The organism is Paraliobacillus sediminis, from assembly GCF_003426055.1.
Map to the genome: position 1 here is coordinate 390,628 of NZ_QJSI01000001.1, position 18,040 is coordinate 408,667.

Annotated in this window: 12 protein-coding genes and 1 pseudogene; all 13 read left to right on the forward strand. The window is 34.7% G+C overall.

All coding sequences use genetic code 11. The annotated features are described in order from the left end of the window. Positions 1–12: 12 nt before the first annotated feature. Positions 13–812: pseudogene (locus D2K60_RS01750) on the forward strand (FGGY family carbohydrate kinase); the annotation flags it as partial. A gap of 126 nt (positions 813–938) precedes the next feature. Then, positions 939–2,426 carry an L-arabinose isomerase gene (gene araA / locus D2K60_RS01755; RefSeq protein WP_117168275.1) on the forward strand — a complete coding sequence of 496 codons (1,488 nt, stop codon included), beginning with the start codon at positions 939–941 and terminating at the stop codon, positions 2,424–2,426. 220 nt (positions 2,427–2,646) lie between these two features. Next, on the forward strand, positions 2,647–3,762 hold the full coding sequence (locus D2K60_RS01760) for a GntR family transcriptional regulator (RefSeq protein ID WP_117168276.1): 1,116 nt from the start codon (positions 2,647–2,649) through the stop codon (positions 3,760–3,762). Between the two features lie 583 nt (positions 3,763–4,345). Beyond that, entirely contained in the window at positions 4,346–5,860 is a 1,515-nt protein-coding gene (arfA, locus tag D2K60_RS01765) for an arabinosylfuranosidase ArfA (protein ID WP_117168277.1), read from the forward strand. Between the two features lie 15 nt (positions 5,861–5,875). Then, positions 5,876–7,168, forward strand: a complete 1,293-nt coding sequence (locus D2K60_RS01770) for a glycoside hydrolase family 27 protein (RefSeq protein WP_117168278.1) — start codon at positions 5,876–5,878, stop codon at positions 7,166–7,168. Between the two features lie 32 nt (positions 7,169–7,200). Next, complete coding sequence (locus tag D2K60_RS01775) at positions 7,201–8,676, forward strand: alpha-N-arabinofuranosidase (RefSeq protein WP_117168279.1); 1,476 nt, start codon at positions 7,201–7,203, stop codon at positions 8,674–8,676. A gap of 60 nt (positions 8,677–8,736) precedes the next feature. Continuing rightward, positions 8,737–9,951: a sn-glycerol-1-phosphate dehydrogenase gene (locus D2K60_RS01780; protein ID WP_240335214.1), complete on the forward strand. Its 1,215-nt coding sequence runs from the start codon at positions 8,737–8,739 to the stop codon at positions 9,949–9,951. Positions 9,952–10,264: 313 nt separating this feature from the next. Next, a complete protein-coding gene (locus D2K60_RS01785; RefSeq protein WP_117168280.1) occupies positions 10,265–12,013 on the forward strand; it encodes a methyl-accepting chemotaxis protein in 1,749 nt (582 codons plus the stop codon). Positions 12,014–12,269: 256 nt separating this feature from the next. After that, on the forward strand, positions 12,270–13,631 hold the full coding sequence (locus D2K60_RS01790) for an ABC transporter substrate-binding protein (protein WP_117168281.1): 1,362 nt from the start codon (positions 12,270–12,272) through the stop codon (positions 13,629–13,631). A 119-nt stretch (positions 13,632–13,750) separates the two neighbouring features. Next, positions 13,751–14,686, forward strand: coding sequence for a carbohydrate ABC transporter permease (locus D2K60_RS01795; protein WP_117168282.1), 936 nt, complete (start codon positions 13,751–13,753; stop codon positions 14,684–14,686). 38 nt (positions 14,687–14,724) lie between these two features. Beyond that, positions 14,725–15,567: a carbohydrate ABC transporter permease gene (locus D2K60_RS01800; RefSeq protein ID WP_117168283.1), complete on the forward strand. Its 843-nt coding sequence runs from the start codon at positions 14,725–14,727 to the stop codon at positions 15,565–15,567. Between the two features lie 175 nt (positions 15,568–15,742). Continuing rightward, a complete protein-coding gene (locus D2K60_RS01805; protein WP_117168284.1) occupies positions 15,743–16,351 on the forward strand; it encodes a YesL family protein in 609 nt (202 codons plus the stop codon). A 30-nt stretch (positions 16,352–16,381) separates the two neighbouring features. After that, a complete protein-coding gene (locus D2K60_RS01810) occupies positions 16,382–17,677 on the forward strand; it encodes an arabinan endo-1,5-alpha-L-arabinosidase (RefSeq protein ID WP_117168285.1) in 1,296 nt (431 codons plus the stop codon). Positions 17,678–18,040 lie beyond the last annotated feature (363 nt).

Below are 18,040 nucleotides of genomic sequence, written 5' to 3' on the forward strand. Positions count from 1 at the left end.
TCCAACTTCCACATGAAAGAGAAATATGCAATAGGTGTTGACTATGGCACGGAATCAGGGCGAGCGGTACTAGTATCACTTGCTACAGGTAGGGAAGTTATTGATCACATAACACCTTATCGACATGGAGTTATTGATGAGACATTACCAAGCTCAGGGGAAAAACTAGGCTATCAATGGGCGTTACAATATCCACAAGATTATTTGGAAGTATTAGAAACATCTATTCCAGTAATAGTAAAAGAATCACGTGTAGATCCAGAAGATATTATAGGCATTGGTATTGATTTCATTGCATGTACAATGTTACCGGTGGATGCTAACGCTTGCCCCTTATCTTTTGATCAAAAATGGGAAGACAATCCACATAGTTGGGTGAAACTATGGAAACACCATGCAGCTCAAGAAGAAGCAAATAAATTAAATGAAATAGCAAAGCAAAGAGGAGAAACATTCTTGTCACGTCATGGTGGCAAAACGTCATCTGAGTGGATGATTGCGAAGATATGGCAAATCCTTAATGAAGCACCAGAAATATATGAAGAAGCAGATAAATTTATTGAAGCTACGGATTGGGTTGTCTCACAATTATCAGGCAATTTAATTCGGAATAGTTGTGCTGCAGGTTATAAATCTATCTGGCACAAAAAAGATGGTTACCCTAGCAATGACTCTTCAAAGCATTGGATCCACGTTTAGAAAATCTTACAGAAACGAAATTACGTGGCGATGTAGTTCCATTAGGTACAAAAGCTGGTGGGTTAACTCGTGAAATGGCTAAGAAAACTGGTTTAAAAGAAGGTATGGCAATTTATGATAAGTTATACCAAGAATACGTAACGCTTCATGACTATCTTGGGCGTGGAGAAAATAATGTAATGAAACGATTAAAAGCTATTCGTTAAAGTTTATAAAAGATTAATTGGAGGAGAGAGAATATGTTAAAAACAAAACCGTACGAATTTTGGTTTGTTACAGGAAGTCAACCGTTATATGGGGAAGAAACACTTAAAGAAGTGGAAGACAATTCAAATAAAGTTGTAGAAGGCTTAAATAGCGCAGGCAAATTGCCTTTTAATATTGCATTTAAAGAAGTATTGACGACATCAGATAATATTCATAAACTTGTTATGCAAGCAAATGCAGATGAAAATTGTGCAGGGATTATCACATGGATGCATACTTTCTCACCTGCAAAATCATGGATTGCAGGATTAAAGGCTTTACAAACACCATTATTGCATCTTCATACGCAATACAATCGTGATATTCCATGGGAAACGATCGACATGGACTTTATGAACACAAACCAAGCAGCACATGGTGATCGTGAATATGGTTATATTGGAACAAGACTTGATATTGCACGCAAAGTGGTTGTAGGACATTGGGAAAATGCACAAGTAGTCGAGAAAATTGCAGGCTGGATGAAAACAGCAATTGCTGTTGCGGACGGTTCTAATATTCGCGTAGCGCGTTTTGGCGATAACATGCGTAATGTTGCGGTAACAGATGGAGATAAGATCGAAGCTCAGATTAAATTCGGTTGGGTAGTAGACTATTTTGGTATTGGTGATCTAGTCGAAGAAATGGATAAGGTTACAGATGCTGATCTTGATAAATTGTATAAAGAATATCAAGAACTTTATGATTTACCAAATGAAGCAGCAGAGCCTGGTGCTGTTCGTGATTCAATATTATATCAAGGGCGCATTGAATTAGGTTTGAAATCATTCCTAGCAAAAGGAAATTATAATGCCTTTACAACAAACTTTGAAGACCTTCATGGCATGAAACAATTGCCAGGACTTGCGGCACAACGTTTGATGGCTGAAGGATATGGATTTGCTGGAGAAGGTGATTGGAGAACAGCAGCATTATTACGTTTTATGAAGATTATAGCTAATAACAAAGATACGTCCTTTATGGAGGATTATACCTATCATCTAGAACCTGGTAATGAAATGATTCTTGGTTCACACATGTTAGAAGTTTGTCCGACTATTGCTGCAACAAAACCGAAAATGGTTGTTAGTCCGTTAGGTATTGGTGGTAAAGAAGATCCAGCTCGTCTTGTATTCGACGGAAAAGGCGGAGATGCTGTTAATGCATCATTAGTAGAATTAGGTGGACGTTACCGCTTAGTAATTAACGAAGTGAAAGCAGAGCAACCTGAGAAGGAAACACCAAATTTACCAGTTGCAAAAGTACTATGGAAACCACAACCGTCATTAAGTGAAGCGACAGAAGCCTGGATTTACGCAGGGGGAGCACACCATACGGTTCTATCATTTGAAGTTACAACAGAACAACTTTGTGATTTTGCAGATATGGCAAAAATTGAATGTGTTGTTATTGATAAGGATACAAAACTACGTCAATTTAAAAATGAATTAAAGTGGAATGAAGTAGCATTCCGTAGATAAATGCATGAATAGGCAGAGATTTACTTAGGTGAATCTCTGCTACATTTTTATTTAAATAAATAAGAATTTATCTCATGGAATAGAATAGAATTTTTCTGTATTATGCCATGAGATCAAAAAAAATTAAAATATCTCAATAATTAGTCTTAATCTGTTGATCAATGTTATAATTGTTAAGAGGCATATACGAATAAGTTCATTAGATTTATGAGGTGTAATTATGCAAACAAAGTACAATACAGTCAAACAAGCAATTAAGTCAAAAATACTGGATGGAACATTTCAGCCCCATCAAAAGATTAATTCAGAAAGTGAATTGATGAAACAGTTTAACGTGAGCCGTCACACTGTTCGATTAGCTATTGGAGAATTAGTCAGTCAAGGTTGGCTCTATCGCGAGCAAGGCGCAGGTACTTTTTGTGCTGACCGTTCGAAAGAAGAAACGGTTAGTCAGGTGAAAAACCAAAAAAATATCGCAATCATTACGACGTATATTTCTGACTACATATTCCCGTCAATAATACGTGGAGCAGAATCCTACTTAAGTGAACATGGTTATCATGTAAGTCTCTTTAGTACGAATAATGATCATGAGAACGAAAGACGCTTTTTGGAAAAGATATTAACGCAGCATTTTGAAGGTGTGATAATTGAGCCGACAAGAAGTGCAATCTCAAATCCTAATATTAATTATTATTTGAATTTAGAACGTCAAAATATACCTTATATTATGATTAATGCCTATTATGATGAATTAGAGCCACTTAGCATTACCTTAGATGATGAAAAGGGTGGACAAATTCAAGCAGAACACCTAATTGATTTAGGACATAAAAATATTGTAGGTTTTTTTAAAAATGATGATATTCAAGGAACAAAAAGGATGAAAGGTTACTTAAAAGCACATCGTGCAAACCAGTTGCCAATAAATCCGAATAATATTGTAACTTATAAAACGGAAGAAAAGGCTACTAAACCATTTGAAGAGTTAGAAAAACTTTTATCCTTGTCAAATGGGGACCGACCAACAGCAATTGTTTGTTACAATGATCAACTAGCGGTCGCTTTATTGGATGTGTTACGTCAAAAAAACCTACGTGTACCAGAAGATATATCCATTGTAGGCTTTGATGATTCGTTCCTAGCAGAGGTTTCTGAAGTGAAATTGACTACGATAAGCCATCCGTTAACTAAAATGGGTGAAAAAGCAGCGGAAGTCATCTTAGAACTTGTTAAAGATGTTAACGGCAATCCAAATAAGTCAAAAGATGCAATAGAATCGATTGTTTTTGAACCTGAGTTGGTTATTCGAAATTCAACAAGAAAACTTGAATAAACGAGTTATAATTTAAAGAAGCGATAATGCAAAACATGCATACATCGCTTCTTTTTTTCTAGTTTTTTTTAAAACAAGCTTTAAAAAACAGCTAAAAGTTAAGATGAAGTTGTAATAATGTTGCTAACATATAGAGATAAAAAAGGATTACATGCTCAAAAAGTCTGTGTGTGTTATGTGACAAACAAATATATGTGTACGTACAAGATAGTGTGATATTTGAATGCATAGATTAAGCTTGTGTGGAATAGCCTATTAGATATAGATAAATCAACTAATAAATCCTTTAAACCAACCAAATATGTTAATCGATCTCTACATATTTTGATTAAAATTTCACTAGTTTTCATCAAAACTGTTGAAATAATAAAAAAAACGCTATATAATTAACGCAATACTACTTATACGTACGATTTCATGAAGAGATAGTATGAAAGAACAAAAGATGTGATTTCAAAATGTACTAGAGGGTTCTTTTGTTAAAAAAATAATCAGTATCTTTTGTAAGCGTATACAGAAACAGCGTAATAAAATAAATACGATATAAATTATAAAGTAAGTAATATAAAGGAGTTGGGATGTTATGAGTAATGAGAAGGCAAAAATGATACTAGATAAGAATTATCAAATTGCGAAAGTGGATGAAAGAATTTATGGTTCTTTTATTGAACATTTAGGTCGTGCGGTTTATGGAGGTATTTATGAACCGGGGCATCCAGAAGCAGATGAACAAGGGTTTCGTAAAGATGTAATAGAACTAGTGAAAGAGCTACAAGTTCCGATTGTGCGTTATCCAGGAGGGAATATGGTTTCAGCATATAACTGGGAGGATGGCGTAGGTCCTAAAAAGGATCGTCCGCGACGTTTAGAGCTTGCATGGCGAACAACAGAAACAAATGAAATGGGAACAAACGAATTTGTAGATTGGGCTAAAAAAGCAAACTCTGATGTAATGATGGCAGTCAACCTTGGTACAAGAGGCATTGATGCTGCGCGTAACTTATTAGAATATACAAATCATGCGAGTGGAACATATTATAGTGACCTAAGAAGATCGCACGGTTATGAGCAACCGCATAATATTAAAACATGGTGTTTAGGAAATGAAATGGATGGGCCTTGGCAGGTTGGTCATAAAACCGCCTATGAATATGGTCGTATTGCTCAAGAAACAGGAAAGGCAATGAAACTAGTAGATCCATCAATTGAACTTGTTGCTTGTGGTAGCTCGAATACGGGAATGCCAACATTCCCAGAATATGAAGCAACCACATTAGATATTGCTTATAATGAAATTGATTATATTTCATTGCATCAGTACTACGGAAATCGCTCGAATGATACAGCAAATTATTTAGCTAAAAACATGGATATGGATCATTTCATTAAAACGGTTACTTCAACATGTGATTATATTAAAGCAAAACATCGTAGCAAAAAGACTATTAATTTAAGTTTTGATGAGTGGAATGTTTGGTACCATTCAAATGAAGCTGATAAAAAAATTGGACCCTGGGCAATTGCTCCACCACAATTAGAAGATCATTATAACTTTGAAGATGCTTTACTAGTGGGAAGTATGTTAATTACATTTTTACAACATGCTGATCGTGTGAAAATGGCATGTTTAGCGCAATTGGTTAATGTAATCGCTCCAATTATGACGGAGAACAATGGTCGATCTTGGAAGCAAACCATTTTTTATCCATATATGCATACTTCTATCTACGGAAGAGGTTTTTCACTAAAACCAATCTTAACGTCGCCTAAATATGATAGTAAGGACTTTACAGACGTACCGTACATTGATAGTGCAGCTGTTTACAATGAAGAGAAAGAAGAAGTAACGATTTTCATAGTTAATAAACATTTAGAATCATCTATTCCAATCGATATAGATGTAAGAAGTTTTGAAGATTACCAATTGGTTGAGCATATTGTCTTGGAAAATGATGATATGAAAGCTGTTAATACGGCATCAAATCAATCTGTCTCACCAAATTTTAATAAGGAATCGAAACTGAGTGATGGTTCATTAGTTGCTTTATTAGGTAAGGCATCATGGAATGTTATTCGTTTGAAAAAAAATAAAAAATAAAAAGGTGATATATCTATGAAACATCATCAATATGCATTAACCCCACCAATGGGTTGGAACAGTTGGGATTGTTATGGTGCAACGGTTACGGAAGAGGAAGTAAAAGGTAATGCGGCTTATATGGCTGAACATTTAAAAGGACTTGGTTGGGAATATGTTGTTGTAGATATACAATGGTCAGAATCTGGTGCAGTATCCTCTGCGTATCGTCCGTTTATTCCGCTTGAAATGGATGCGTATTCTCGATTAATTCCAGCGGAAAATCGCTTTCCATCTGCAGTTAATGGGCAAGGATTCAAACCACTTGCAGACTATATACACGGCCTTGATTTGAAGTTTGGTATTCATATTATGCGTGGTATTCCGCGTCAAGCTGTTCATCAAGATACGAAAATTTTAGGTACTAATGTAACGGCAAGAGAAATTGCAAAGCCGAATTCTATTTGTCCGTGGAATACGGATATGTATGGGGTAGATCATACGAAAGAAGGTGCACAAGCCTATTACGATTCGCTGTTCCAGTTATATGCGGAATGGGATGTGGATTTCGTTAAGGTAGATGATATTTCTGATTCAAAAATATATGGTGCACACGTCGATGAGATTAAAATGATTCGAAAAGCTATTGAACGATGTGGTCGTCCGATGGTATTAAGTCTATCGCCAGGTCCCGCATCATTAGAAAATGCTAGTTTATTAGAAGAAAATGCAAATATGTGGCGTATGACGGACGATTTTTGGGATATGTGGCCACCACTTTATGACATGTTTGATCGTTGCTATAAATGGAGTAAGAATACAGGACCAGGTCATTGGCCTGATGCGGATATGCTACCGTTAGGCCATATTGGAATTCGATCTGTAGATGGCGGTGCGAGCGATCGTTATACTAGATTCACAAAAGATGAACAAATTACGATGATGACATTGTGGACGATTTTTCGTTCGCCACTAATGTTTGGTGGAGAGTTAAGGGATAATGATACATTTACTAATTCGTTGCTGACAAATAAAGAAGTGTTACACATGTATCAAACAAGTGATAATGCACGCCAAGTCTATAGAGAAGATGAGAAGGTAGTTTGGACTACCAGAGGAATAAACGGTTTGATTTATGTGGCATTATTTAATATAGGTGAAGTTAAATCAGAAGTATCTATTACATGGAATGAATTAGAAATAGACGGTAAAGATGTTGTGCAGGTAGAAGACTTATGGGAACAAAATAAAGTACGTACGGTTAATGATAAAATAACTTTTGAACTCCGCCCGCATGCAGCAATATTACTTAAAGTAACGCTAGTTTAAAAAATATTAATAAATAACAATGAGGTGCTTAAATGGAAACGAAAGTAGTTGTCAATGCAGATGTATCAAGAGGAATTATAAATAAAAATATCTATGGTCAATTTTCTGAACACTTAGGTAGATGTATTTATGAAGGACTATGGGTAGGTGAAGACTCGCCGATTCCAAACACGAAGGGCATTCGTAATGATGTACTTCACGCATTAAAAGAATTAAATATTCCAATACTTCGTTGGCCTGGAGGTTGTTTTGCTGATGAATATCACTGGAAAGATGGAATAGGCCCACGTGAAGGTAGAAAACGCATGGTTAATACACATTGGGGTGGTCTTGTAGAAAATAACCACTTTGGTACACATGAATTTATGATGTTATGTGATCTACTTGAAACAGAACCATATATTAACGGAAATGTGGGAAGTGGAACAGTTCAAGAAATGTCAGAGTGGGTTGAATATATGACATTTGATGGAGAATCGCCAATGGCTAATTGGCGTAAAGAAAATGGAAAAGAAGAAGCATGGAAGCTAACGTACTTTGGTGTAGGGAATGAAAACTGGGGTTGTGGCGGTAACATGCGTCCACAATACTATGCTGATTTGTATCGACGTTTTCAAACGTACGTCCGTAATTATGGCGATAATAAAATCTTTAAAATTGCTGGTGGACCGAACGTTGATGACTATAATTGGACAGAAGTGTTAATGCGTGATGCTACACACTTAATGGACGGTTTAAGCTTGCATTATTATGTACACCCAGGCGGATTTGAAAATAAAGGTTCAGCTACAAACTTCTCTGAAACCGAATGGGAAGTTTCGATGCAGAAGACGATGTATATGGAAGAATTAATTGAAAAACATAGTACAATTATGGATAAGTATGATCCTGAAAAACGCGTTCATTTAATTGTCGATGAGTGGGGTGGTTGGTATGATGTAGAACCAGGCACAAATCCTGGTTTCTTATACCAACAAAACACAGTCCGTGATGCTTTGATTGCTGGTGTAACATTAAATATATTTAATAATCATAATGAGCGTGTTCAAATGGCTAACATTGCACAGATGGTAAACGTTATTCAAGCAATGGTTTTAACAGAAGAAGATAAAATGCTGTTAACACCAACTTATCATATATTTAATATGTATAAAGTTCACCAAGATGCTGAGCGAATCGCATTGGATATTGACACGAAAATGCTTGAGATTGATGGAAAAGAATATCCACAAGTAAGTGCCTCTGCTTCGAAGGCAAATGGTGTTGTTAATATTAGTTTGTGTAATTTAGATAAAGATGAAAAGGTAACGTTAGATTTAGACTTACGCGGCGTAGACTTTTCGGATGTAACAGGCGAAGTGGTTACTTCGGAAAAAATGAATGATTATAATTCGTTTGAAAACCCAGATAAAATTAAACCTGTTGACTTCAAGGCTATAAAAGTTAACGAAGATAAAGTGACAATTGAATTACCAGCAATGTCTGTTGTTGTCTTGCATGTAAAATAGAAAGTTAAGTCGATAGGGATCTTCCTTATCGACTTCTTGTCTTATAGAGGAGGAATAAATATGGAAATCCCAATACAGATGCATCAGTTAATGAAGGAAGTCGGCGTGGAAGATATTGTGCTTCCCGAACTTACGGTTGAAAAGAATGCTTTATTAAAAATTGCGCCGTTTCTAAAAGAAAAAAACTTATTACAAGTCGTTATGGTTGTTGATCAACCAACTTACAAGGCAGCGGGTCAACAATTGGAGAAACTTTTAGAAAAAGAAAAAATTAGCTATAAAATAGTTTTGTTAAAAGAAAATCAACATGGGCAAGTACTCGCTAACGAGCAAGCACTTGTACAACTATTAGTTGAAACACCATCTGATACACAAGCACTTTTAGCTGTTGGATCAGGAACGATACATGACACGGTGCGTTTTGTAGGTCACAAAATGGAAAAACCTTTTATCTCAATTCCAACTGCTGCTTCAGTTGATGGTTTTACTTCTAAAGGAGCACCACTAATATTACGTGGTGTAAAAACAACCATTCAAACCGCATCACCACTAGCAGTATTTGCTGATTTAGATGTGTTAGTTGCCGCACCAAAAGAACTAACCGCTGCAGGTTTCGGTGATATTCTAGGAAAGTATACATCCCTAATAGATTGGAAAATATCAGATGTAGTTGGTCAGGAGCCTTATTATCCAATAGCGGCAGAGATGACAAGACAATCATTAGAAACATGTGTGCAACAGATAGATAAAATAGCAGCACATGATGAAGAAGGAATCAAGGTATTAATACAGGCACTAATTGAATCAGGCCTCGTCATGCTAATATTAGATTTTTCAAGACCAGCATCTGGTGGAGAACATCATTTATCACATTATTGGGAAATGGATTTAATCCAAAAGGACGCCAAACAGCTTTTGCATGGTGCAAAGGTCGGCGTAGCGACAGCGATTATTTCAGACTTATATAAACAAATGGCAAATCAGTTAGAATTAAAAGATTTGAATCCGAATAAAAAGTATACAACAGAATTAATACAGTATTGGCCTGAAATTAAGGTAATGATTAATGAGTTACCATCAGCAAAAGAGTTAAGAAGCATGTTAGATATCATTGGAGGTCCTTCAACCACTGATGCGTTAGGTTTGTCAGAGCAGTTGATAAAATCAAGTTTAAATGAAGCGCAGTACATTCGTGAACGTTGTACGGGGTTACTTTTAGTAAACGAACTAAAACAAGTAGCGATTAAATATCCGATCGAGAAACTATCCATTTAATACTTTAATTAATGTATAAAGAGAGAATCTTATTACCCTTACAATTAGAAGGATCAGTTTTTTAAAACAGATAGTTTTAATAGCTTAAATCGCTCGCATAATTTAGTATGCCGAGCGATTTTTCGTTTTAAATTCAATTTCGCTGGAACAAACATTGATAAGTGTAATATATTTTTTTAAAATATGTCCGTACAAATTGTCGAATTTAGTTGTGTTTTACTATTGGTATAGACTATAATAAATCCATAGGTAATAAGTTTCATTTTGTTAGCGCTATCAAAATTGAAATAACATAACATCAGGGGGGATTATATTGAAATTTTCATTTAAGAAACGTAAGAAGAAATCGAGGAAAAAAGGTAGTTCACTAATAAACAATATGAGTATTGGGAAAAAGCTAGGTGTTAGTTTAGGAATTGTCTTTCTACTATTTATTCTTTCAGCTGCGAACGTAATACAATTAATAAATAATATAGGAGAAGATGTTAGCACGTTAGAAAGTCGATCAGAAAGAGCGTTAGAAATTTCTGAAGTGAATACATTAACACAAACAATGGGGCTACGAATAGCTAATTATGTGCATTATTCAACGGCTTCTTTTGTGACCGAATATAATGATCGACTTCAACAATATAACGTGTTAATTGAAAAGTTAGAACCAGAAATGGATACGGTAGAAAAATCTGATTTATTAAATCAGGTGATTCTAAATAACCAGACAATTGACGAAACGTTTACACAAGCTATTATTCCAGCAGTAGAGAGTGGAGATTTTGTAACGGCAAAAAGAACTGCACAAGAGGTCAACGGACTTCAATTAGAGACAGTTGTTATATTGGATATTCTTCGTGATATTGTAAATGACGAAAGTCAGGGTGCAGTAAATCAAGTGAAAGAAGGGCAAGAGCTAACGTCTATTACGTTGACAGCCTCAATAATTATTTCCATTTTAATAGGAAGCACGCTTGTCTTTTATATTAGTAGAAATATATCTAGAAATTTAAAGAATGTTGTAAAGGTAAGTAATAAAATAGCTGATGGTGATCTTACGGTGAATACATTAACCTATCAAGGTAAAGATGAAATTGGTCGCATATCCCTTGCTATGAATAAGATGAGCGCAAACTTACGAGAAATGATTCAAAATATATCTAATGTATCTGAAGTAGTAAACAACCAAAGTGAAAAATTAACAGATTCAGCAAACGAGGTTAAATTAGGTTCAGAACAAGTTGCGTCAACAATGCAAGAGTTGGCAGTAGGAGCAGACACACAAGCAAATCACTTAAGTAATTTTTCTGTAGCAATGGGGACATTTACAGAGAAAATAAGTGAAGCGAATGAAAATGGAGGACTTATACAAACCTCCTCAGATAGTGTTTTAAATATGACTAAAGATGGTACAGATTTAATGCATCTATCGATGAGTCAAATGGAGAAGATTGATCAAATTGTAAGAGGAGCTGTCAATAAAGTTCAAGGTTTAGACACAAAATCGCAAGAAATTACTAAACTAGTACATGTGATCAAAAACATATCAGATCAGACAAATCTATTAGCCTTAAATGCTGCGATCGAAGCTGCACGTGCCGGTGAACATGGAAGAGGATTCGCTGTGGTTGCAGATGAAGTTCGTAAATTAGCTGAACAAGTTGGCGTATCTGTAAAAGATATTACAACTATTGTACATGATATTCAATCCGAATCTAGTAACGTAGCAGAATCATTACAGATCGGTTATAAAGAAGTTAAAGAAGGGACAAATCAGATTAACGCAACAGGAGAAACGATTATACTTATTGACAAATCAATAAATCAGATGGTTGAAACGATTGAAAAAGTGACAGAGAACTTAATATATATAAATTCTAAAAGTCATGACATGAATGGATCTTTGCAAGAAGTTGCCGCTATATCAGAAGAGTCTGCAGCTAGTGTAGAAGAAGCTTCTGCTACAACAGAACAAACAAGCGCGTCCATGGAAGAGGTAGCGAGTAATTCGAATGAGTTAAATAAATTAGCAACAAAATTAGATAAAATAGTAAGTGAATTTAGATTATAATACACGTTAAACAGTATCTTATTGAAGTCTAGTAAATGTATTGAAAAATACTGTTAATAAGTTTCAATATTTGACAAAATTATCATTGACATGTACGAATAAGTGTATTATATTAATAACATGAAGTATGCGCTTTCACTTCTGGTACAAGTACGCTGAATTGAAAAGCACTTATTTTATTGTAAGTAATGTAAAGGTTTTCATTTATTGCTAGTTTTATAGTTTTTATTAAACTAAAGATACGGGGGAAAAAGAAATGAACAAGAAGTCTTATCGTGTACTCACTGCATTATTACTAATCTCAATCTTATTATTAAGTGCTTGTGCTGGTGGTGGAAGTGATTCGTCATCTGGGAGTGAAGATGATGGCGGAGATAAAGAATTAACATTCATGTTTAGAGGTGGCGAAGCAGAAGAAGAAGCTTACTCTAAAGTAATAGACCAATTTGAAGAAAAAAATCCTGGTGTAACTGTAAAAATGATCGTAACTGCTGCAGATCAATATGCAACGAAGTTAAAAGCATCTATTACGGGTAAGCAAGTACCAGACGTATTTTATATAGATCCAGGTAGTGTAAGATCTTATGTTCATAGTAATGTATTATTAGATTTAACAGAATTTGTTGAAAGTAATGATGACATTAATTTAGATAATATCTGGCAATATGGTGTTGATAGCTATCGCTTTGATGGTGAGACACAAGGTCAAGGTAGCATTTATGCAATGCCTAAAGATGTTGGGCCATTTTCATTAGGTTATAACAAAACAATGCTAGAAGAAGCTGGTATTGACGCTATAGATAAAGATGTACCATTAACTTGGGATGAATTCATTGAAATTAACCAAGCTGTGACACAGGATACTGATGGTGATGGTACTATTGATAATTATGGTACAGGTTTCAACATTAACTGGGTATTACAATCATTTGTTTGGAGTAACGGTGGAGACTTCCTTGATGAAACACAAACAAAAGTAACTGTAGATACGCCAGAATTTGCTGAAGCATTACAATGGTTTGCTGATCATGACCTTAAATATGGTATAACTCCTTCAGTTGAGGATGCACAAACACTTGACACATATCAAAGATGGATGCAAGGTCAATTAGCATTTTTCCCTGTAGCTCCATGGGATTTAGCTACATTTGATACAGAATTAGATTTTGATTATGATGTAATTCCTTATCCGGCAGGTAAGACTGGTGAATCAGCAACATGGATAGGATCACTTGGAATCGCTGTTGGAAATGATACAGAACATCCGGATTTAGCTACAGAATTAGTATATTATTTAACTGCATCTGAAGAAGGGCAACAAGCGCTTTCTGATGCTCGCGTACAGATTCCAAACTTAAAAGATATGGCAGTTGAATGGGCAGCGGATGAAACAATGGCACCTGCCAACAAAGAAGAATATTTGCAAATCGTTGAGGATTATGGTCGTGCATTACCGGCTAATAACACATATAATGCTGAATGGTACGATTACTTCTTCACTAATGTACAACCAGTTTTAGATGGTGATATGACTGCAGCGGAATATGTTAAAGACATACAACCTAAAATGCAAGAGTTTCTTGATAATGCAATACAATTAGAAGAACAATCAAAGTAATAGACTAAGAGTTAACTTGGCTATTAAGGGAATGATGTTACGTTTATAAATAAGTAACATCATTCCCAATTTTTAAGCCAACATAACTAATAATGTATGAGTTAGGGGTGAAGAACAGAATGGAAACAACAAAAGTAGAAGTTACTAAATTGTCAAAAAAACAAAAACCCAAAAAATCCAATTTTTATAAAAAGGAATCAAGAGCTGCATTTATTTTTATTTTAGCTCCTTTGGTTGGTTACTTAGCCTTCACACTATATCCATTTTTATTTTCCATATATGCATCATTTACGGCATGGAATGGTTTAGGTTCAATGCAGTTTATCGGTATTGATAACTATATCCAATTACTGTCAGATGATTATTTTGGTAGGTCTTTGTTTAATACATTATTCATGATGATGGGAATACCAATCGGTTTAATGATTTCCATGTTTTTAGCAATGGGACTTAACCGAAAAATTCCTGGTACAACAACTTTTCGAGTCATCTATTATGTCCCAGTTATCTCTTCATTAGCTGCAATATCGGTATTATGGCAGTGGGCGTATAATGGTGATTATGGATTGGTTAACCAATTTCTAGCTGTTATAGGCATTGATGGTCCGAACTGGTTACAAAATAAAGATACAGTTAAACCTGCCCTCATGATTATGGCGATATGGAAAGGCCTCGGTTATTCGATGTTACTTTACTTAGCTGCTCTTCAGAGTGTGCCTAGGATTTATTATGAAGCTGCTGAGTTAGATGGAGCAAATGCATTTCAGCGTTTTAAACATATAACATGGCCGATGGTAAAACCTGTTACTTTCTTTTTAGTTATAACAAATATTATTGGTGGAGCACAGATGTTTACAGAGGTAAATATTATGACACCAACTGGTGGTCCTGAATATAGTGCTGCGACAGTTGTATTTTACATTTGGCAAAAGGCATTTAGTAACTTACAAATGGGTTATGCATCGTCTATGTCTGTAGTATTAGGTTTAATTATTTTCATCGTTACACTTATTCAATTCAAATTAAATGATAAATCATCATTTGAAATTGATTAATGTCAAGTCTTACAATTTTTGAAATAGAGGTGAGATAGTTGTCGCATAAAAACAATACAAAATTAGCTAATATATCTATTTTTATTGCTTTAACAGCAGGTGCGGTAGTAATGATAGCACCACTACTGTGGATGGTTTCCACATCGGTAAAACAAAAAGCGGATGTTTTTGCAATGCCTCCAATTTGGATACCTACTGATATTAACTGGAGTAAGTTTATCGAAATATGGGATAAAGGTCCGTTGCTGACGGGTATTCAAAACAGTCTAATTATATCTTTATCAGTGTGTATAGTGGGTACGTTTTTTTCTAGTTTAGCTGCATTTGCTTTTGCTAAGTTAAGACTTGCATATAAGAATGCTCTATTTATACTATTATTATCTGCAATGATGATCCCTTATCCAAGTCTTATGATCCCGCAGTTCTCTATGTTTGCTAGTATTGGTTGGGTAGATACGCTATTACCATTAATAGTCCCGCCTATTTTTGGTAATGTGGTGATGATATTTTTCTTACGTCAATATTTAATTAATGTACCAAACTCAGTTATTGAAGCGGCGAAGATTGATGGAGCATCATTCTTTGGGATGTATAGGAAAATTATTTTTCCCTTAATTAAACCTGCGATAGCGGCTCAATTAATCTTATGGTTTATGGGCGTGTGGAATGATTATTTAGCACCAATTATTTACTTGAATTCACCGGAAAATTTAACGATACAGCTTGTAATTGCAAACTTTAATGCAAGCTATGCCATTCAAACGGATTATCCATTAATAATGGCGGCTTCAATTGTAGCTTTATTACCAATGTTAGTTGTATTTCTTGTATTCCAACGACAAATTATTGAATCAATTGCAATTTCTGGTTCCAAAGGATAAGTCAATTAGCTCAATAGATTTGTTAATAAAAATATCAATTAATACTCCATCACTGTTATTAGGCGGTGGAGTATTTTTCATTATAAAAGCTACCTTGTTATTGTATACTAAAATAGTATAAATGTTTTGATATGACTAGTGGTCAATATAGATTATAAAAAGGGGTGCAGGTCTGATGGAAACTAACTGGGCAGGAACAATTATGAATATAATAGATAAAATAACCAAGTTAGTTCTAATTAATTTATTGTGGGTGGTCTTTGTAATTGCTGGATTAGGTATTTTTGGTATTATGCCTGCTACCGCTGCTGTAAATATACTTATAAGAAAGTTATTGGTGGGCGAAGAGTTATCTAATCTTTTTGGATCTTTTTGGAGTGAATACAAAAAAAGCTTTTTAACATCTAATTTACTCGGAATAGTATTTTTAGTATTCGGGTTATTTCTTTATGTCGATATTAGTGTGCTATTTGGAACGGAGTCTTTACTCGGAAAAGGCATTCTGGCAATCCTATTCATGATTGTAATTATCTATTTCGCTACACTATTACACTTATTTCCGTTGTATGCACGGTACGAGATGAAAACCTTAAACTATATTAAACTTGCTTTTGTATTGGCAATGTCAAAACCACTGACTACTATGCTAATGGTTTTGTGGTTGTTTGTTGTGGTAATAATTACGCTTCAGTACACAGTGATATTCCCGCTTCTTTTTATAACGATGGTTAATATAGGTGTAAATTGGTTAAGCATGAAGTTTGTTGAAATAGAGATTATTTAAAAAAATATAATGTTTGGGAGGAATTTTAAGATGATAATACCCGAGAAAATACCCAAAGATAAATTATTTGATGAAACTGTTTTAGACAATGAATCGCTATGGACAACTAACTTTGTACATGATCCAGCTATAATCAAGGATGGAAATTGGTACTATGTTTTTTCGACTGATGCGCAATTTGGTCAGACAGATAAAGCGGGTATACAGATTCGTAAGTCACAGGATTTGATGAACTGGCAATGGGTTGGACGAGCATTAGATGATGTTCCTAAAGATGCAGAAGAGTGGACTGGAGCAAAAGGATTATGGGCTCCCGAAATAGTCAAATATGGTAACACATATTACATGTATTACGCTGCTTCTCAATTTGGTAAAACGCAATCTTTTATTGGAGTAGCAACAAGTGATACGATCGAAGGCCCTTATACTGATTTGGGGGAGGTCTTTAAATCAAGACAAGATGAAGAGGGACCTAATGCTATAGATGCAAATATTTGTTTTGATAAGGACGAAGAACCATGGATGGTATATGGTTCGTTTTTTGGTGGTTTATATGTCAATAAAATAAACCAGGAAACAGGTAAACTATTAAAGTATGGTAGAGGTAAATTGATCGCTAAACGACATGAAAGTGTTGAAAGAGCAATAGAGGGACCTTATATTGTCTATAATCCTGAATTCGATTATTATTATTTATTTGTTTCTTATGATTCTTTATTTTCTGATTATAATATAAGAGTTGCAAGATCAAAAAGCATAGAAGGACCTTATCTTGATTTTCATGACAATGATATGACCAATACTACGTTACCGCCAAATGATGTTGGTCTTAAATTACTAGGTGGTTATAAATTTAATGCTGGTGACGGATGGGTGGCACCAGGTCATAATTCTGTTTTAAAAGATAATGACGACTATTATGTCTGTCATCATGTAAGAGCTGAAAAAAATAAAAGATGGCACTATCTGCATATTAGAAAGATCATCTGGACTAAAGATGGTTGGCCGCTTATTTCACCGGAAAGGTTTGCAGGTGAGCAAGATGTCACTGTTAACATGGCTGACAGCATAGGTGAATGGGAATTAATTCGTGTCGATAAAAATGAAAACGAACAAAATCACGCATTGAAATTAAAAATACAAGACGATAATCATGAAAATTATTGGATAGATTTATCGGATAATTATGTTACGCTTGTAATGAAGAATAAAGAAGTAACTGGAGTAATATCAGAATGTTGGGACTGGGAAAAGGAGCAAAAATCATACGTTTTTATGGGTAAGGACTTATATGGTACTGTTTATTTAGCAAAAAAAATAGGTTAGGATTTAGGCCTTCATATTATGAAGGTCTTTTTGTATTGGGTGAAAGGTTATTAATATAAACAACAAGCCACAGGTACACACTTCTAAAGGTAAATTAGAAGAATACAATGACAGTAATGAGATCGCTTTATAATCAAGATAATAGCTTTCAACTGCACTTTCTTGCAATTTATTAACCATGTACGTATATGGTTAATAAATAAAATGTCAAATTATAGACATCATTGAAGTGCGATGTTAACATTTAATTAGTAATTACTAATTAATATTCATTTAATAAATGATAGCGCTTATATTATGATATTTTATTTCATTTTGGATTTAAATAAAATAACTTTAAGCTCTCCAACAAGGCGATTTGGT